Source organism: Sphingomicrobium arenosum, assembly GCF_026157085.1.
GTDB classification, from domain to species: domain Bacteria; phylum Pseudomonadota; class Alphaproteobacteria; order Sphingomonadales; family Sphingomonadaceae; genus Sphingomicrobium; species Sphingomicrobium arenosum.
The window spans coordinates 2,022,077-2,039,517 of record NZ_JANPVN010000001.1 but is presented as its reverse complement, the minus strand read 5'-3'; the positions used below and the strand labels follow the sequence as shown (position 1 = coordinate 2,039,517).

Annotated in this window: 15 protein-coding genes; 9 read left to right on the top strand and 6 right to left on the bottom strand. The window is 66.9% G+C overall.

Going from position 1 to position 17,441, the window contains the following annotated elements; genetic code table 11:
• Positions 1-19 precede the first annotated feature (19 nt).
• Together tsaD and NUW51_RS10200 are read left to right on the top strand one after the other, a co-directional pair.
• Positions 20-1,051 carry a tRNA (adenosine(37)-N6)-threonylcarbamoyltransferase complex transferase subunit TsaD gene (tsaD, locus tag NUW51_RS10205; RefSeq protein ID WP_265587414.1) on the top strand — a complete coding sequence of 344 codons (1,032 nt, stop codon included), beginning with the start codon at positions 20-22 and terminating at the stop codon, positions 1,049-1,051.
• Entirely contained in the window at positions 1,048-2,040 is a 993-nt protein-coding gene (locus tag NUW51_RS10200; RefSeq protein WP_265587413.1) for an NAD(P)H-dependent glycerol-3-phosphate dehydrogenase, read from the top strand. Before tsaD ends, NUW51_RS10200 begins: the two co-directional genes overlap by 4 nt.
• 92 nt (positions 2,041-2,132) lie before the next feature.
• Here NUW51_RS10200 and NUW51_RS10195 read toward each other — a convergent pair whose 3' ends face one another.
• Entirely contained in the window at positions 2,133-2,300 is a 168-nt protein-coding gene (locus NUW51_RS10195; protein ID WP_407696341.1) for a DUF1674 domain-containing protein, read from the bottom strand.
• Positions 2,301-2,328: 28 nt separating this feature from the next.
• Here NUW51_RS10195 and NUW51_RS10190 point away from each other — a divergent pair, with 28 nt between their 5' ends.
• From NUW51_RS10190 to purH, 4 genes are read left to right on the top strand one after another with little or no spacing between them, the layout of a single operon-like run.
• Positions 2,329-3,585, top strand: a complete 1,257-nt coding sequence (locus NUW51_RS10190) for an RsmB/NOP family class I SAM-dependent RNA methyltransferase (RefSeq protein WP_265587411.1) — start codon at positions 2,329-2,331, stop codon at positions 3,583-3,585.
• A 22-nt stretch (positions 3,586-3,607) separates the two neighbouring features.
• On the top strand, positions 3,608-4,261 hold the full coding sequence (gene rpe, locus NUW51_RS10185) for a ribulose-phosphate 3-epimerase (protein ID WP_265587410.1): 654 nt from the start codon (positions 3,608-3,610) through the stop codon (positions 4,259-4,261).
• The gene (locus tag NUW51_RS10180) at positions 4,261-5,871 is read left to right on the top strand and encodes a heparinase II/III family protein (protein WP_265587409.1); all 1,611 of its coding nucleotides are present in this window, start codon (positions 4,261-4,263) and stop codon (positions 5,869-5,871) included. The genes rpe and NUW51_RS10180 overlap by 1 nt, the downstream gene beginning before the upstream one ends.
• An 8-nt stretch (positions 5,872-5,879) precedes the next feature.
• A complete protein-coding gene (purH, locus tag NUW51_RS10175) occupies positions 5,880-7,466 on the top strand; it encodes a bifunctional phosphoribosylaminoimidazolecarboxamide formyltransferase/IMP cyclohydrolase (protein WP_265587408.1) in 1,587 nt (528 codons plus the stop codon).
• A 147-nt stretch (positions 7,467-7,613) separates the two neighbouring features.
• Here purH and NUW51_RS10170 read toward each other — a convergent pair whose 3' ends face one another.
• Entirely contained in the window at positions 7,614-9,152 is a 1,539-nt protein-coding gene (locus tag NUW51_RS10170; RefSeq protein ID WP_265587407.1) for a lipopolysaccharide biosynthesis protein, read from the bottom strand.
• A 22-nt stretch (positions 9,153-9,174) separates the two neighbouring features.
• Positions 9,175-11,988 (bottom strand): DNA polymerase I, encoded by a 2,814-nt coding sequence (gene polA / locus NUW51_RS10165; RefSeq protein ID WP_265587406.1) that lies wholly within the window; start codon positions 11,986-11,988, stop codon positions 9,175-9,177.
• Positions 11,989-12,054: 66 nt separating this feature from the next.
• Here polA and NUW51_RS10160 point away from each other — a divergent pair, with 66 nt between their 5' ends.
• The 3 genes from NUW51_RS10160 (at position 12,055) to NUW51_RS10150 (ending at position 14,161) form a co-directional block, all read left to right on the top strand.
• Positions 12,055-13,356, top strand: coding sequence for a cation:proton antiporter (locus NUW51_RS10160; RefSeq protein ID WP_265587405.1), 1,302 nt, complete (start codon positions 12,055-12,057; stop codon positions 13,354-13,356).
• Positions 13,357-13,458: 102 nt separating this feature from the next.
• Positions 13,459-13,656, top strand: a complete 198-nt coding sequence (locus tag NUW51_RS10155) for a hypothetical protein (protein WP_265587404.1) — start codon at positions 13,459-13,461, stop codon at positions 13,654-13,656.
• Between the two features lie 70 nt (positions 13,657-13,726).
• Positions 13,727-14,161 (top strand): hypothetical protein, encoded by a 435-nt coding sequence (locus tag NUW51_RS10150; protein ID WP_265587403.1) that lies wholly within the window; start codon positions 13,727-13,729, stop codon positions 14,159-14,161.
• Between the two features lie 8 nt (positions 14,162-14,169).
• Here NUW51_RS10150 and NUW51_RS10145 read toward each other — a convergent pair whose 3' ends face one another.
• From NUW51_RS10145 to NUW51_RS10135, 3 genes are read right to left on the bottom strand one after another with little or no spacing between them, the layout of a single operon-like run.
• Entirely contained in the window at positions 14,170-14,856 is a 687-nt protein-coding gene (locus NUW51_RS10145) for a Crp/Fnr family transcriptional regulator (protein WP_265587402.1), read from the bottom strand.
• Positions 14,853-16,439 (bottom strand): L-aspartate oxidase, encoded by a 1,587-nt coding sequence (gene nadB, locus NUW51_RS10140; RefSeq protein WP_265587401.1) that lies wholly within the window; start codon positions 16,437-16,439, stop codon positions 14,853-14,855. The genes NUW51_RS10145 and nadB overlap by 4 nt, the downstream gene beginning before the upstream one ends.
• Positions 16,436-17,362 carry an ABC transporter ATP-binding protein gene (locus NUW51_RS10135; RefSeq protein WP_265587400.1) on the bottom strand — a complete coding sequence of 309 codons (927 nt, stop codon included), beginning with the start codon at positions 17,360-17,362 and terminating at the stop codon, positions 16,436-16,438. The genes nadB and NUW51_RS10135 overlap by 4 nt, the downstream gene beginning before the upstream one ends.
• Positions 17,363-17,441: the final 79 nt, after the last annotated feature.

The following is a 17,441-nucleotide window of genomic DNA, read 5'->3' as shown; positions in this document are numbered from 1 at the left end:
CGGGTCTAAGGAAGCGCCGATGGCCGTCATTCTCGCCCTTGAAAGCTCCTGCGACGACAGCGCCGCCGCGCTAGTGACGTCGGACCGGCAGATCATCGCGCAGGGTGTGATCGGGCAGGCCGAACGTCACGCGCCCTTCGGCGGAGTCGTTCCCGAGATCGCCGCGCGCGCGCATGCCGAGATCCTGCCCGACCTCGTTCGGCAAGTGCTAGTCGACGCCGACATGGAGCCGGGCGACGTCGATGCGATCGCCGCGACGGCGGGGCCGGGGCTGGTCGGCGGGGTGATGGTCGGGCTGCTCGCGGGCAAGGGGCTGGCGCTGGCGACGGGCAAGCCGCTCATCGCGGTCAATCATCTCGAGGGCCATGCGCTGTCGCCGCGGCTCACCGATCCCGATCTCGACTTTCCCTATCTCCTGTTGCTCGCCAGCGGGGGGCATTGCCAATTGCTCGAAGTGCGCGGGGTCGATGACTATCGGCGGCTCGCGACCACCATCGACGATGCGGCGGGCGAAGCGTTCGACAAGGCGGCCAAGCTGATGGGGCTGGGCTATCCCGGCGGACCGGCAGTGGAAGAATTGGCGAAACAGGGCGATCCCGAGGCCGTGCCCTTGCCGCGCCCGCTGGTCGGCTCGGGGGAGCCGCATTTCAGCTTCGCCGGCCTCAAGAGCGCGGTGCAGCGCGCGGTGGTCGCCGATCAGCACAGCCATGCCGATATCGCGGCGAGTTTCCAGCAGGCGGTGGTCGACTGTTTCGTCGACCGGACCCGCATCGCGCTGGACAAGAGTGATGCCCCCGCGCTCGTCGTGGCGGGCGGGGTGGCGGCCAACCAGTCGGTGCGCGGGGCGCTGGAAGCGCTCGCCGCCGAGCATGATCGCCGCTTTTCGGTGCCGCCCTTGTGGCTATGCACCGATAATGCGGCGATGATCGGCTGGGCCGGGGCGGAGCGGTTCGCGGCCGGACTGACCGATCCGCTCGATACGCCGGCGCGGGCGCGCTGGCCGCTCGACAGGCAAGCCGAAAAGGTCCGCGGGGCAGGAGTGAAAGCATGAGCAAGACCGAGAAGATCGCGGTTGTCGGCGCGGGCGCCTGGGGGACTGCGCTTGCGCAGGTGGCCGCGACCGGCGGGCGCGAGGTGCTGCTTTGGGCCTTGGAAGAGGATGTCGCGCGGGCGGTCAACAAGATCCACCAGAACCCCGTCTATCTGAAGGACATTCCGCTCGAGCCGAGCATTCGCGCCACCAACAATTTCTCCGACCTTGCCGAGGCCGATGCCTGGCTGGTGGTGACGCCCGCCCAGCATATGCGCGCGGTGCTCGAACGTGCGCCCTGTCCCGGCATGCCTTTGGTGCTGTGCTCCAAGGGCATCGAGGAGCGTTCGGGCCAGCTGTTGCACCATGTCGCGAAGGATATCTGCGCCTCGTCGCCCATCGCGGTGCTCTCGGGGCCCTGCTTCGCGCATGAGGTCGCGCGCGGGCTGCCGACGGCGGTGACGCTGGCATGCGAGGACGAGGCGCTGGGCACGGCGCTGCACGAGCGCCTCGCGCTGCCGCAATTCCGGCTATATTCGACCGACGATATCGCCGGGGCCGAGGTCGGCGGCGCGATCAAGAACGTGCTCGCGATCGCCTGCGGGATCGTCGAGGGTCGGGCGATGGGGCAGAATGCGCGCGCCGCGATCATCGCGCGCGGCTTCGCCGAGATGAAGCGCTTCGGCGCGGCGGTGGGCGCGCGCGAGGAGACGCTGGCGGGCCTGTCGGGGCTGGGCGACCTCGTCCTCACCTGCACCTCGACCGCGAGCCGCAATTTCTCGCTTGGCAAGGCGATCGGCGAAGGCAAGTCGGCGAAGGAACTGATGAGCGATCGCACGACGGTGGCAGAAGGCGCGCATACCGCGCCGGTGCTGGCCAAGATCGCCAAGGATCGCGACATCGACATGCCGATCGTCGAGACGGTGGCGGCGCTCCTGTCGGGCGCGGTCGATATCGAGGCGGCGGTGGAGCAGATCTTGAGCCGCCCGGCGCGGCCGGAAAATGCCTGAGGTGAGCGCCTAGGGCGCGAGGGCGGCCTCGCGCGCTCCTCGCGCTGCTCCGGCGGCCTTTCAGGCCGGCGTCGCTACGCTCGGGCGCTTGCCTAGAAATCCCAAGCGATCCCCTTGCGTTCCCAATCGCCGTAGCGGGTCGGGTCCTTTTTCTCTTCCTCGCCGACGGGCGGTTCGTCGACCTCGACCTTCTCGGGTTCGGGCACGGGGGGCGATGGCGAGAGATATTCGGGCGGTTCGAGATGTTTAGGGCGTTTCATCCCTTGCATTTGGGCGCTAAGGGGACGCATGCCAAGACCGCAAAACAACCGTAGCCCCGACCCCGCTGGGACCGGCGCACGCCGCGCCGCCCTCAGATTGCTCGACGCCGTGCTGCGCCGCGCCGAAACGCTAGAGGCCGCCGGGCCCGCCGCGACGACGGGGCTGAAGCCCGACGATGCGCGGCTCGCGCACGCCATCGCGGGCGAGACGCTGCGGCGGCTGCCCGACCTCGATGCACTGATCGACGGGGCGATGGAGAGGCCTGTGGCCGAGGATGCGAAGGTGCGGCAGGTGCTGCGGCTTGCGCTCACGCAGGCCATCGTCCTCGAAATCCCGCATCATGCGGTCGTCGCCACCGCGCTGCCCTTGGTGGTCGGCGGCCAGCGTCGGCTGGTCCATGGCGTGATCTCGAAGCTGTTGAAGCAGCAACTGCCCGACCTCAAGGTGCCGCAGCTCCCGGACGGGGTGGCCGACCGCTGGGCGCTGTGGGGCGACGAGGCGCTCGAGGCCGCGCGCAAAATGCTGGGTGAGCGTCCGCCGCTCGACATCAGCCTCAAGAGTGATGACGCCGCCGCGCCCGAGGGCGCGCGCCTCGCGCCCCGCCATGTCCGCGTGACCTCGGGCGATGCGGTGACCGGGCTGCCAGGTTTCGACGAGGGCGAATGGTGGGTGCAGGACCTTGCCGCCTCGCTGCCCGCGCGGCTAATCCCCGCAAAGGCTAAGCGGGTGCTCGATGCCTGCGCGGCACCGGGGGGTAAGACCCTCCAGCTCGCGGCCGCAGGGCATGAGGTCACCGCGCTCGACCTGTCTGAACGGCGCTTGGAGCGGGTGAAGCAGAACCTTGCGCGCACCGGCCTGTCGGCGCGGGTCGTCACCCGCGACCTTCGCCGCCACAAGGCCGATCCGTTCGATGCGGTGCTGCTCGATGCGCCTTGCAGCGCGACCGGCACCTTTCGCCGCCATCCCGAGAGCCTGCTGCGCGCCAGCCCGCGCATCATCGCCGAAATGGCCGAATTGCAGGCGCAGCTGCTCGATGCTTCGGCGGGGCTGGTGAAGAAGGGCGGGAGCCTTGTCTTTGCTACCTGCAGCCTAGAGCCCGAGGAGGGGGAATTGCAGATTCCCGCCTTCCTCGCGCGCCATCCCGATTTCGAGATCGCGCCGGTGCCCGAGATGGCGGGCTTGAGGCCGAGCGCGAAGGGTTGGCTCAGGATCGTGCCGGGGATGCTCGCCGAGGCCGGCGGGCTCGACGGCTTCTTCATCGCGCACCTTGTCCGCGCCGCCTGATCAGGGCATTGGGAAGACCATCATGACCATCATCTCCCCCTCGATCCTGTCCGCCGATTTCGCCAAGCTCGGCGAGGAAGTTCGCGCCATCGATGCAGCGGGGGCCGACTGGATCCATGTCGACGTGATGGACGGGCATTTCGTGCCCAACATCACCATCGGTCCGGCGGTGGTGAAGGCGCTGCGCCCGCACACCGACAAGCCCTTCGACGTCCATCTGATGATCAGCCCGGTCGACCCGTATCTCGAGGCCTTCGCCGAGGCAGGTGCGGACATCATCACCATCCATCCCGAAGCGGGCGCGCATGCGCATCGCACGCTCCAGACCATTCGCGGCCTAGGCAAGAAGGCGGGCGTGGTCATCAATCCGGGGACGAGCGAGCAATCGATCGACTATCTGCTCGACCTCGCCGACCTCGTCCTCGTGATGAGCGTCAATCCCGGCTTTGGCGGACAGAAGTTCATCCACGACCAGCTGCGCAAGGTCGAGGCCATCGCAAAGCTGAAGGAGCAGCGCGGGCTCGATTTCCATATCGAGGTCGATGGCGGCGTCGATCCTGACACCGCCCCCTCGTGCAAGAGCGCGGGCGCGACCGCGCTGGTCGCGGGCAGCGCGGTCTTCCGTGGCGGGCCGGGCGCCTATGCCGCCAACATCGAAGCGCTGAAGCAAGCCTGATGGGCGAGGGCGGCTGGCTCGGTCGGCTGCTCGGGGGCAAACGCCAGTCGCTGCGGCTGGCGGCGGTGGCGCGCGACCATGTCGAGGGCGATCGCGGCGTGGGCGAGGCGCTCGGGCAGGGCGTCCTCCTGCACGACGGCGAGCGGTTCGCGCTGCAGGGGCTCGATTTCTCGACGCTCGACCTCGCGCAGCCGCTGCACCGACACCTGCATGGTTTTTCGTGGCTGCGCGACCTTGCCGCCGCCGCCGGGCGCGAACAGGGCTCGCGGCTGGGGGAGGCGGTGGTGCGCCGCTGGCTGCACGTTCATGGTGCCGAACCCGATGCCGCCTGGGCGAGTGACCTCATGGGCGAACGGCTGCTCTTCTGGCTGGCCTATGCGCCCTACATCCTGTCGAGCCGCGACGAGGAGTATCGGCGCAGCCTGCTCAACGCCATGGCTCGCGCCGCGCGCCAATTGGGCGAGAGCGCAGACAAGGTGCCGCCGGGGCTGCCGCGGATCACCGCATGGGCGGGGATGACGGCGGCGTGCTTGTGCATGGAAGGCGACCTGCCGCGTGTGGCGCGCGCCGAGGCGGGGCTGATGCGAGCGCTGGGGCAGGGCCAGCATGAGGACGGCGGGCTGATCAGTCGGCGGCCGTGGGAACAGGCGCTGCTGGTCGACCGGCTGGGGCTGGTCCGCGCCGCTTATTTTGCCGCCAAGCAGGCGCTGCCCGATGCGCTGGAGGATGCTGCGAGCGCCGCGCTCGCCGCGCTGCACGGGGTGCGCATGGGCGATGGCGGCCTCGCCAGCTGGCAGGGTGGGCATCCCGGCGATCCGCAGGCGCTGAACGCGCTGGTCGAAGGCTGCGGCATGCGCGCCCGGCCGCTGCGCAAGCCGCGCGGCTGGGGCTATCACCGCCTGTCGGCGCTCGGCACGGTGGTGCAGATCGACGCCGCGCCGCCGCCGCTGCCGCCGCATGCGCCAAGCGCCCACGCCTCCACGCTGGCGATCGAGATTTGCGATGGCGAGCAGCGGCTGGTGATGAGCTGCGGGGGCCCCGGCACGCGGCCCGACCGGCTGCCGCCAGCATTGGTCGCGGGACTGCGCGGATCGGACGCCCATTCGGGACTTGTCCTCGATGGCGCCAACTCGACACCGCTCGACGATGAAGGAGTGCCGAAAAAAGGCATCCCGGCCATTGAGGTGGAGCGCAAGGAGGACGATCATTTCAGCCGCCTGACCGCGACGCACGACGGTTATCTCAAGCGCTTCGGGCTGATGCACGAACGCAAGCTCGCGCTGTCCAATGACGGCAAGGAGGTGCGCGGCGAAGACAATCTCAAGCCTGAGGGACGGCGCCTCAGGCGCAAGACGCTACCCTTCCTCTTGCGCTTTCACATCGCCCCCGATGTCGAGGTCATTCCGACCGCCGACGGACAGGGCGCGCTGTTGCGCCCCCGCAATGCGCCGCCATGGCAGTTCCGCTGCACCGGCGGCGCGCTGTCGCTCGACCAGAGCCTCGTCATCGCGCCGGGTGCGCGCCCGATCAACGCAAGCCAGCTTGTCATCGCCGCCGAGGCGGGCAAGGAGGGCGCGACCGTCAACTGGCAATTCCGCCGCTCGAGCTAAGGACCATCATGGCTACCCACACCCCCATCCGCCGCGCGCTTATTTCATTATCGGACAAGGAGGGGTTGGAGCCGTTGGCGCGTGCGCTGGCGGCGCATGGTGCCGAGCTCGTCTCGACCGGCGGTACGGCCAAGGCGATGCGCGACATGGGGCTCGAGGTGAAGGACGTCGCCGACCTCACCGGCTTTCCCGAGATGATGGACGGGCGCGTGAAGACGCTTCACCCCAAGGTGCATGGCGGCATCCTCGCGCGGCGCGACAAGGAAGAGCATCTGGGCGCGATGGACGCGCATGACATCGGGCCGATCGATATGGTGGTGATCAACCTCTATCCGTTCGAGAAGACGGTGGCCTCGGGCGCGGACCGCGAGACGATCATCGAGAATATCGACATCGGCGGCCCCGCCATGGTGCGCTCGGCGGCCAAGAACCATGCGAGTGTCGCAGTCGTCACCGATCCGGCCGACTATGACGCGGTGATCGGCGAACTGTCGGGCCATGGCGGGCTCACGCAGGAATTCCGCACCATGCTCGCGCACAAGGCCTATGCGCTGACCGCGAGCTATGACGCGGCGATCTCGAGCTGGTTCGCCTTTGCCGACCTCGGCCAGGCCTATCCCGAGACGCGCTCCATCGCGATGACCAAGGCCGACGAGCTGCGCTATGGCGAGAACCCGCACCAGAAGGCGGCGCTCTATATCCCGCAGGCGGTGCGTCCGGGGTTGGCGGGGGCCGAGCAGGTCCAGGGCAAGGCGCTCAGCTACAACAATCTCAACGATGCCGATGCAGCCTATGAGCTGATCGCCGAATTTCGCGACGGGCCGCCGGCCTGCGTGATCGTCAAGCATGCCAACCCTTGCGGGGTCGCGCAGGCGGATGATCTGCTCACCGCCTGGACCGACGCCCTGCAGTGCGACAGCGTCAGCGCTTTCGGCGGGATCGTCGCGGTCAACCGCCCGCTCGACGAAGCCACCGCGCGCGCCATCACCGACATTTTCACCGAAGTCGTCGTCGCGCCCGATGCCGACGATGCGGCCAAGGCTGTCTTCGCCAAGAAGAAGAATCTGCGCCTGCTGCTTACCGGCGACCTTCCCGATCCGGCGCGCCCCGGGCAGATGTTCAAGCCAATCGCGGGCGGCCTCCTGATACAGGACCGCGACAATGGCATGATCAGCAAAGACGATCTCAAGGTCGTGACCAAGCGCCAGCCGAGCGAGCAGGAGCTGAAGGACTGTCTGTTCGCCTGGACGGTGGCTAAGCATGTGAAGTCCAACGCCATCGTCTATGCCAAGGACGGGGCGACGGCGGGGATCGGCGCGGGGCAGATGAACCGGCGCGATTCGGCGCGCATCGCGGCGATCAAGGCGCGCGAGGCGGCGGAAACGCACGGCTTCGACGATCCGCGCACGATCGGCAGCGCGGTGGCGTCCGATGCCTTCTTTCCCTTTGCCGACGGGCTGATCTCGGCGGCGGAAGCGGGCGCGACGGCAGTGATCCAGCCGGGCGGTTCGATCCGCGACGCCGAAGTCATCGCGGCGGCCGACGAGGCCGGGCTGGCGATGGTCTTCACCGGGATGCGACACTTTCGACATTGAGCTGCCGAGCAGAAGCGCGGCGTTGCGCGAGCAACGCGCGCTTTTGTCGAGAGACAGCGAAAGGCGGACGGCCTGCGTGCTTTAGCGCGACAGGACCGACGTCGCGGGCCGCCCCGCGCCGCTATCCGCCAACCATTTCGCTAGCGCCTAGCTCGGCGTATCGCCCGTCGAACCGGGCGCGGGCAATTCGGCGCTGCTCGCTTCGCCCTTTCTCATCTTGAACAGCTCGCGATCCTCCGGCCCGAAGCCCCAGCGCCAGACGACGATGCCGAAGATGAGGAGAATGGTCGGCGCGCCCATGGTGAGCTGCGCCCAGTCGGGCAGGCGGCCGATCATGAGACCGAGCGGGACAGTGGCCACCGCCGCCCAGACGAGCGGCCAGCGCCAGCCCGACACGCTGGTGTTGACGATGCCCGAGAGGAGCCAAGCTTTGGCGACTGCAGCAAAGCCGAAGGCGATGGCGAGCCCGGCGGCAGCACCCGCGGCCTGTATTTCGGGTGGATAGCCCAAGGAGCGCAGGATGAGGATGGCGGCCGCGCCGGTCGCCGCCTCGATCCCCAGCATGATGAAGCCGATGATCATGTTGCGATGGCGCGCCAGATAGATGAGCGCGGCGTCGCTGACCGCGGCCATCGCGGCGATGACCTCGGCGGCGAGCAGGACGGCGAGGATGATATAGCCCGAGCCGAATTCCTCGCCGACGAGGTTGAGGACGGCCATGGCGGGGATGCCGAGCGCAAGGCCGATGCCGGCCTGCGCGGCGATGATCCAGAAGCCGACCTGGCGCACCTGCTGGCCGACGGCGGTCATGTTGCCCGCCTCGATATTCTGGCTGATCACAGGGCCCATGATCGGCTCGAAGCTGGTCTTGAGGCGGCCCGGCAGCGAGGCCAGCGCCTGCGCGGCATAATAGATGCCGTAGATGGTCGGCGAGAAGAAGAAGCCGAGCACGATGAGATCGAGGCGGCGGGTCATCCATTCGGTCGCATCGGCGGCGGCGACGGGCAGGTTCTGCAGCGCCATGCGGCCAAGTTCGCGGATATGCGGCGACCAGTTCAGCGGTAGACCGTACGCCCTGATGAACGCATGCATGGCGGTCACGAACGCCCCGACCATCGAGAACACATAAGCGATGATGAGGCCGTCGTCGGTCGAGATGGAAATCCAGACCGCCGCGACGATCGACAGGATCCATGGCTCGACGATGGCGCGGCTACGCACCGTGACCTTGACGTCGTGGCGATAGTTGCAGGCGGCAAGCGCGATCTCGGTCCAGGCGAGCGCGAGGACCGTGATGGGAAGAAGGCGTTCCAGCCCGCGCACCTCGCTGCCCGGAAACATCATCCAGGGGAAGATGAAGAGGATCGCCATGGCGACCAGCGAGCCCGCGAAGGCCACCATAAGCGCATCCCAAGCGACATTGTTATGCGCTTCCTCGGGCGACTTGCTGAGCTGCTGGGCGAGCCCGCGCTTGAGGCCCAGAGTCGACAGCTGGGCGGCGAATTCGACGACGATCAGCGCGAAGGCGAAGCGCCCCAGCGCCTCGGCGCCATAGAAGCGCCCGGCGATGAAGAGGAAGGGGATGCGGCCCAACAGGCGCAAGAGGAAGCCGATGAAATTGATGCGGCCGCCACGCGCCAACGCGGCGAGGTCGCCCTTGCCGCCATCGGCCTTGGGGGTGCTCACGTGTTTCTTCCTCCGCGGCCGATCAATGTGCCATGCCCCAATTGTCGCCCCAGCCGATCTCGACCTCGAGCGGCACGTCGATCGACAGCATGGGCGCGGCGGCCTGCTCCATTACCGGGCGGATCACCGCCGCGGCGGCCTCTTCCTTGCCCTTGGGGACTTCGAAGAGGAGTTCGTCATGCACCTGGAGGAGCATCTTCACGTCATCGAGACCGGCGTCGGCCAGCGCTGCGTCCATCCGTGCCATCGCCCGTTTGATGAGATCGGCGCTGGTTCCCTGGATGGGGGCGTTGACGGCGGCGCGTTCGGCGCCCGATCGCACGTTCTGCATCTTCGAATTGATGTTCGGAAAATGCGTCTTGCGACCGAACAGCGTGGTGGTGAAACCCGTTTCCTTCACCTCGGCGATGGTGCGCGCGATATAGTTCTGGATGCCGGGGAAGCGCTGGAAATAGGTGTCGATGATCGCCTTGGCTTCCTCGCGCGAGATGTCGAGACGGTTCGACAGGCCGAAGGCGGAAATTCCGTAGAGGATGGCGAAGTTGACGGTCTTCGCTTTTCCGCGGGTTTCCTTCGTCACCTCGCCGAACAATTCGGTCGCGGTGCGATCGTGAATGTCCTGTCCCTGCTGGAAGGCGTCCTTCAGCTGGGGCACGTCGGCCATATGCGCGGCGAGGCGGAGCTCGATCTGGCTATAGTCGGCGCTCAAGAGGCTGTGGCCCTCCTCGGCGACGAAGCAGTCGCGGATCTTGGCGCCGATGGGGGTGCGAATAGGGATGTTCTGGAGGTTGGGGTCGTTCGACGACAGGCGCCCGGTCTGGGCGCCCGCGAGGCTGTAGCTCGTGTGGACGCGGCCCGTCTTGGCGTTGATCTGTTCCTGCAGCGCGTCGGTATAGGTCGATTTCAATTTCGACAGCTGCCGCCATTCGAGCACCTTGGTGGCGACCTCGAAGCCCTCGCCCGCGAGCCGTTCGAGTTCGCTCTGGTCGGTCGAATAATTGCCCGACTTGCCCTTGCGCCCGCCCTTGGCGCCCAACTTCTCGAACAGGATGTTGCCGAGCTGCTGGGGCGATCCGATGGTGAATTCCTCGCCGGCGGCGGCGTAGATTTCGGCTTCCAGCGCGGCCATGTCCTCGGCGAACTGTTTCGACAGGCTGGCCAGCGCGGCGCGGTCGACCTTGATGCCGCGCAGTTCCATCCGCGACAGGACGGCGGGCATCGGGCGATCGACGCGTTGGTAGACGGTGGCGGCGCGTTCGGGCGCCATCCGAGGTTTGAGGCGCTGCCACAGGCGCAGCGCGATATCGGCGTCCTCGGCGGCATATTCGGTCGCCTTGTCCAGCGGCACCTCGGCAAAGCTGATCTGCTTCTTGCCGGTCCCGCACACGTCCTTGAAGGCGATGCACTGATGCTCGAAATGCTGCTTGGCCAGCGTGTCCATACCGTGCCCCGCGAGGCTGCGCCCGGCATCCAAGTTGAAGCTCATGACGAGCGTGTCGTCATAGGGCGCCATCGCAATGCCCTCGCGGCTGAACATGGCGAGGTCATATTTGAGGTTGTGGCCGACCTTGAGCACCGCCTCGTCCTCTAGCAGCGGCTTCAGCGCGGCCAGCACTGCGGCCTTGCCGAGCTGTTCGGGGCGCTCGCCGAGCAGGTCGGTGCCGCCATGATCCAGAGGGATGTAGCAGGCGACGTCGGGGCCGACCGCAAGGCTGATGCCGACGAGATTGCCGGTGACGCAGTCGAGGCAGTCGGTCTCGGTATCTACAGCGACATGACCGACGTGGCGCGCGGCGAGAATCCAGCGCTCGAGGTCGCTTCGCTCGGTGACGGTCTCATACTTCGAGCGGTCGACGCTGATCTTTTCGGGCTCGGGGGGCGCGGCGGGGCCGGGGTCGGCGCTCGCCATGCCGGTCTCGCCCGCCTTACCGCGCTCGGCCTCGCTCTTCGACCCGCCGCCCATGCGGTCGAGCAACCGCTTGAAGCCCTGTTCCTCGAGGAAGGCGCGCAAGGGCTCGGCGGGGATGCCGTCGAGCTTCAGGCTCTCCAGCGTCTGCGGCAGCGGGCGGTCGCAAACGAGCTCGACCAATTCGCGCGACAGCAGCGCGGCGTCGCGATGTTCGGTGAGATTGCGCTTCAGAGCCGGCTTGGTGATCTCGTCGAGGCTATCGAGGATCGTCTGGAGATCGCCATATTGCTCGAGCAATTGCGCGGCGGTCTTGGGGCCGACGCCGGGGACGCCGGGCACATTGTCGACCTTGTCGCCCATCATGGCGAGGAGATCGCCGACCTTCTCGGGCGGCACGCCGAATTTCTCGATGACGTCCTCGCGGCGGATGCGCTTGTCCTTCATCGTGTCGAGCATATCGATGTCCGCGCCATTATCGCGCGTCTCGATCAGCTGCATCAGATCCTTGTCGGACGACACGATGGTGACGCGCCAGCCCTCGTCGGCGGCGGCGCGGGCATAGCAGGCGATGATGTCGTCGGCCTCCAGCCCCTCTTCCTCGATGCAGGGGATGGAAAAGGCGCGGGTCGCTTCCCGCGTCAGCGGAAATTGCGGGACGAGGTCCTCGGGCGCGGGCGGGCGGTTGGCCTTATATTCCTCGAACAATTCGTCGCGGTGGGTCTTGCCCGAGGCATCGAAGATCACCGCGAGATGGCTCGGCCCGTCTTCCTTGTTCAACCCATCGGCGAGCTTCCACAGCATCGCGGTATAGCCATAAACCGCGCCGGCGGGGGTGCCCGCCTTGTTCGTGATCGGCGGCAGAACGTGATAGGCGCGAAAGATATAGCTCGAGCCGTCGACGAGATAGAGATGGGGCTGTTTGGCCATGGTGAAGCGCTTCTAGCAGCCTTGCCGCCGGTTGCCATGCCGAATTGACCGGGCGATAGGGAAGCGATGAGCCTGCCTTCGATGATCCTCGCCGCCGGGGCCGCGCAAGACGCGCCGCCGGTCGATTTCACCACGCTGGGGTTGGTGATCTTCGTCGCCACGCTGGTGGCGATCGCGACGCGGCGCATCGGGCTGCCCTATTCGGTCGGGCTGGTGATCGCGGGCTTCGGCATTGCACTGACGCCTATCGGGGTCGATCTCGAACTGACCCCGACGCTGGTGTTCGAGCTTCTGCTGCCGCCGCTCCTGTTCGAAGCGGCGATCCAGATCCCGTGGAAGAATTTGCGCAAGGAACTGCCGCTGCTCCTGAGCCTCGTTACCGTCGGCGTCGTGGCCGCAGCCGCGCTGGTCGCGGCTGGGATGCATTATCTGGTCGGCTGGGGCTGGCTCGGCGCGATGTTCTTCGGCGTCCTCATCGCCGCGACCGACCCGGTCAGCGTCATTGCCACCTTCAAGGAAAACAAGGTCGACCACCGGCTCCATCTGCTAGTCGAGAGCGAGAGCCTGCTCAATGACGGCGTCGCCGCTGTGCTGTTCGCGCTGCTGCTCGGCGTGGCGGCGGTGGGCAGCTTTGAAGCGCTGTCGGTGGGCGGTGCGGCTTGGGACCTTGTCCGCATCGCAGGCGGCGGCATCGTCATCGGGCTCGTCGTGTCGGGTGGGCTGTTGTTGGTCGCGGGGCGGACCGAGGACAAGCTCGTCGAAATCTCGCTGACCGTGCTCGCGGCCTATGGCAGCTTCCTCGCGGCCGAACATTTCGGCATGTCGGGCGTACTCGCCTGTGTCGCTGCTGGCATCATGGTCGGCAATGTCGGCTGGCTCGGCTCGATCAGCGACGAAGGGCGCGGCGCGGTCCTCAGTTTCTGGGACTATGCCGCCTTCCTCGCCAACAGCTTCGTGTTCATCCTCATCGGCGATGGCGAGGCCTCGCCGACCCTGCTGGCCGCCATTCCCATTGCCGCCATCGCAGTCGTCCTCCAACTCGCCGGACGCGCGGTGGCGATCTACCCGGTCACCTATGCATGGACCAGATCGAAACTCGCGATCCCGTGGCGCTACAAGCACATTCTCTTCTGGGGCGGGCTCCGCGGCGCCCTGAGCCTCGCGCTGGCGCTGTCGATCCCCGAAAGCGTGCCCGAGCGCGCGGCGATCATCTCGGCAGCCTTCCTCGTCGTCGCTTTCTCGATCTTCGTGCAAGGGATCACCATGCCGCCGCTGCTGCGCAACCTCGATCTCGTCCGTGGGGAAGACGAAGGCGACCATTGCGAGCGGACTGATGATGAAGGCGCGAAGGAGAATTGGGGCGCTTAACGACGGGCGTCGGCGGAGATGCGACGAACCGAGGCGGCGGCGCGGACCCATTAACCACGCCGCGCGTCTTACGATTCTGGTTCCGACGCGTAAGGTTTTGTCATGCCCCGTTTTTCCATCCTCTATTTCGAACAGAGCAAGGTGGTCGATGCCGAGACGCTGCCCGGCGGCGACGTGCTCGAGGCAATCGACTATGCCAACAGGGTGCGGCGCGGGCGGCGCGCCGAAATCTGGTCGGGCGCGCGCTGCGTCGGCGAGGTCGGCGGGCATGAAACGGTACCGTTCCGGATTCCTGCCTGAGCTTTGATCGCGATCAAGGCGACCGCGTCAATCGGCCGTCAAAAGGAGGGCATCCAAAAGGAGATGCCCAATGTCCAAGCCGCTTACCGAAGCCCAAGTTATCGCCAGTGCCGAGCGCGTCGCCGCGCCTGAGCTGCGCAACATTCGCACCGATGTGGAGGATCGCAGCTTTGGCCTGCCCGCCGCGCTACACGCCATGTATTTCGGCGCCTTCCTTCTCTATCTCGGCATCATGGGGGTCGGCTTCCCGCATCCCGAAATGGTGCTGCCGATGGCGATCTTCTTCCTGTTCGTCGTCGCCGCCTTCGCGGTGCCGATGGCCTGGACCAAGATCGCCCCCGAACGCTCGAGCCGCGCGATGCGTCTCGACACGCTGCTCGCCAAGGGCATCGCCACCGAAACCGGCAAGAGCTCGGGCGGCGATGCGGTGGCGCAGGTTCTCATCCTCCCCATCCTCATCGTCGGCTGGGGCATCGCCGCGGTGAGTATCGCCGCCTTGGTCTAGCCTCCCGGCTATTCGGCCAGGTCCGCGAGCCGCGCGGGGTCCGTGATACGGATCCCGCGCGTGCCCGTGCGGGCGATGATGTCGCTCTTTTCCATTTTCGTGAGTTGGCGCGAGACGGTCTCGATGGTGAGGCCCAAGAGGCCCGCCATCTCGCCGCGGGTCAGCGGCAGGTCGAATTCGCCCGCCGAGTGACAGGGCGAGCCACTCGCCGCGCGGGCGAGCGAGCGCAGCAGGTTGGCGATCTTCGCGCCCGCGCCCTTCTTGGCATCCAATGCGATCTGCGCGCGCGCCTCGAACAAATCGGCGGCCGAGCGCCGCAGCAGCGCGCGGGCGAGCGCGGGGAAACGCTCGATCGCCTTTTCATATTCGCGCCGGTCGAACAGGCACAGGCGGCTGTCGGTCAGCGCGACAACGTCGTGATTTTCGACCGGCGCGAACATCTCGCCGACGAAGCCCGCCGGGTGGACAAGGCTCAAGATGCGCTCGTTGCCCTCGGCATCGAGGTGCGAAATCTTCAGGAGCCCGATGTTCAAGGTCGCGCAGACATCGGCTTCGTCGCCCGCATGAAACAGCACCTCGCCGCGCTTCAAATGACGATGCGACCCGATCCGCGCCAACTCGTCGCGCTCCTCGATGGAGAGCGAGGCGCAAGCGGCGCTGTCACGCACGGGGCAGGTGTCGCATTGCAGCTTCATGGCGCCAGCACCGTATCCTTCGCGACCTCGGCCGTTTCAGGATAATCGAGCGTGTAGTGGAGCCCGCGGCTTTCGTGGCGGGCCAGCGCGCAGCGCACGATCAAATCGGCGACCTCGACGAGGCTGCGCAATTCGATGAGATCCGGAGTCACGCGGAAATTCTTGTAATAATCGTCGACCTCCTGCCGCAGCAGGTCGATACGGGCCTTGGCGCGTTCGAGCCGCTTGGTGGTGCGCACGATGCCGACGAAATTCCACATGAAGCGGCGGATTTCGCCCCAAACCTGCTGGATGACGACTTCCTCGTCGCTGTCGGTAACACGGCTTTCGTCCCAGGCGCGCACGGCGATGGGCTGGGGCAGCGCGTCCCAATGCGCCTTGATATGTTCGGCCGCGGCATCGCCGAAGACGAAGCATTCGAGGAGGCTGTTGCTGGCGAGGCGATTGGCGCCGTGGAGCCCCGACTGGGTGACCTCGCCCGCTGCATAGAGGCCGGGGGCGTCGGTGCGCCCGTCCATGTCCACGACGACCCCGCCGCAGGTGTAATGCTGGGCGGGCACGACGGGGATGGGCTGCTTCGTGATGTCGATGCCGAGCCCGATCAGCTTGTCGTAGATGGTCGGGAAATGCTCCTTCACGAACGCCTCGCCGCGGTGCGAGATGTCGAGATGGACATAGTCGAGGCCGTCGCGCTTGATCTCGGCGTCGATGGCGCGGGCGACGATGTCGCGTGGCGCCAGTTCGAGCCGCTCGTCGTAATTGGCCATGAAGCGCTCGCCCGTCTGCGGGTGGAGCAGGTAACCGCCCTCGCCGCGCACCGCCTCGGTGATGAGGAAGTTCTTCACCTCGAGATTATAAAGGCAGGTCGGGTGGAATTGCATGAATTCCATGTTCGACACGCGGCAACCGCTACGCCACGCCATGGCGATGCCGTCGCCGGTGGCGCCGCGCGGCGCGGTCGAGAATTGATAGGCCCGCCCCGCCCCGCCGGTCGCCAGCACGGTGGCGCGCGCGGTCAGCGTTTCGACATCGCCGCTCTCGCGATTGAGTGCATAGACGCCGTGGACCGCGCCGCTGGTGGAATATTCGGTACCGTGGCGACCTTGGACGAAGTCGATCGCCACGCGGTTCGGTAGCAACGTGATGTTGGCGTTGCTCACCGCCGCCTTCTCGAGCGCCTGTGCGACCGCCCAGCCGGTGGCGTCATGGACGTGGACGATGCGGCGATGGCTGTGCCCGCCCTCGCGCGTCAGGTGCCAGTCGCCGTCGGTGTCGAGATTGAAGGGAACGCCCAGCTTGGCGAGTTTCTCGATTGCCGCCGGCGCGCGCTGGACGACCATCTCGACGACCTCGCGGTCGTTCAGCCCCGCCCCCGCGATCATCGTGTCGCGGATATGGTTCTCGAAACTGTCTTCGTCCTCGAGCACGGCGGCGATCCCGCCCTGCGCCCATTCGGTCGCCCCCCCGCCGAGCTTGCCCTTGGCGAGCACCCCGACCTTGAACCGCTCGGCGAGATTGAGGGCGGCAGTCAGCCCTGCCGCGCCGGTACCGATGACGAGGATGTCGAACTCTTGATGGCTCATGCAGCGCTGCCTCTCGTCAGGCTGAGGAACACATCCTCGAGGTCAGGTTCGCGGGTGCGTACATCGACGATGTCATAGCCCTCACGGGCGAGAAGGCGCAGCACCTCGCCCGCATTCACCTTGTCCTTCGAATAGGAGATGGCGACCTCGGTCTCGCCGATCCGCTCGATCTTCTCGAAGCGATCGTCGGCGGGCAACCCTGCCACCGCGCGGTCGAAGGTGACGACGACCTGCTTTTCCTGTGCCCGGGCGAGGAGCTCGCGGGTCGGCTCGTTGGTGACGAGCTTGCCGTGATTGATGATGGCGATGCGGTCGCACAGTTCCTCGGCTTCCTCGAGATAATGGGTGGTCAGCACCACCGTCACGCCCCGTGCGTGGAGCTCTCGGACATAGTCCCACAGCTGCTGGCGAAGGTCGATGTCGACGCCCGCCGTGGGTTCGTCGAGGACGAGGATGGGGGGCGAATGGACCATGGCCTTGGCGACCAGCAGGCGGCGTTTCATGCCGCCCGACAAAGTGCGCGCATAGGCATCGGCCTTGTCGGTCAGCGCCACCGCCTCGAGCAATTCGGCGGTGCGACGCTCGGCCTTGGGAATGCCGTAGAGGCCGGCCTGGATTTCGAGCGCCTCGGCGGGGGTGAAAAAGGGGTCGAACAGGATTTCCTGCGGCACGATCCCGATCGAGCGCTTGGCGCTGCGATGGTCGGCGTCGATGTCGAAGCCCCAGATTTCGGCGGTCCCGCTCGTCTTGGTGACGAGCCCCGCGAGAATGTTGATGAGCGTCGACTTGCCCGCGCCATTCGGGCCCAGCAGCCCGAAGATCTGGCCCTGCGGCACTTCGAAGCTGACATCGTCGAGCGCACGTTTGCCGCCGGCATAGGTCTTGGACAGGCGGTCGATGCGGATCGCGGGGGCAGTGCTCATGCCTTGCGCCTTAGCGACATGCGCGCCGTTGCGCCAATCCCTTTGCTGTCCTACACGGGCGATACACGCAGTGTCCGCG

Excerpts from the sequence above, each read along its gene's own strand:
- NUW51_RS10135 (WP_265587400.1), bottom strand. The coding sequence starts at position 17,362 with ATGAGCACTGCCCCCGCGATCCGCATCGACCGCCTGTCCAAGACCTAT.
- tsaD (WP_265587414.1), top strand. The coding sequence starts at position 20 with ATGGCCGTCATTCTCGCCCTTGAAAGCTCCTGCGACGACAGCGCCGCC.
- purH (WP_265587408.1), top strand. The coding sequence starts at position 5,880 with ATGGCTACCCACACCCCCATCCGCCGCGCGCTTATTTCATTATCGGAC.
- NUW51_RS10150 (WP_265587403.1), top strand. The coding sequence starts at position 13,727 with ATGTCCAAGCCGCTTACCGAAGCCCAAGTTATCGCCAGTGCCGAGCGC.
- NUW51_RS10155 (WP_265587404.1), top strand. The coding sequence starts at position 13,459 with ATGCCCCGTTTTTCCATCCTCTATTTCGAACAGAGCAAGGTGGTCGAT.
- NUW51_RS10160 (WP_265587405.1), top strand. The coding sequence starts at position 12,055 with ATGAGCCTGCCTTCGATGATCCTCGCCGCCGGGGCCGCGCAAGACGCG.
- NUW51_RS10180 (WP_265587409.1), top strand. The coding sequence starts at position 4,261 with ATGGGCGAGGGCGGCTGGCTCGGTCGGCTGCTCGGGGGCAAACGCCAG.
- rpe (WP_265587410.1), top strand. The coding sequence starts at position 3,608 with ATGACCATCATCTCCCCCTCGATCCTGTCCGCCGATTTCGCCAAGCTC.
- nadB (WP_265587401.1), bottom strand. The coding sequence starts at position 16,439 with ATGAGCCATCAAGAGTTCGACATCCTCGTCATCGGTACCGGCGCGGCA.
- NUW51_RS10145 (WP_265587402.1), bottom strand. The coding sequence starts at position 14,856 with ATGAAGCTGCAATGCGACACCTGCCCCGTGCGTGACAGCGCCGCTTGC.
- NUW51_RS10200 (WP_265587413.1), top strand. The coding sequence starts at position 1,048 with ATGAGCAAGACCGAGAAGATCGCGGTTGTCGGCGCGGGCGCCTGGGGG.
- NUW51_RS10190 (WP_265587411.1), top strand. The coding sequence starts at position 2,329 with ATGCCAAGACCGCAAAACAACCGTAGCCCCGACCCCGCTGGGACCGGC.
- polA (WP_265587406.1), bottom strand. The coding sequence starts at position 11,988 with ATGGCCAAACAGCCCCATCTCTATCTCGTCGACGGCTCGAGCTATATC.
- NUW51_RS10195 (WP_407696341.1), bottom strand. The coding sequence starts at position 2,300 with ATGAAACGCCCTAAACATCTCGAACCGCCCGAATATCTCTCGCCATCG.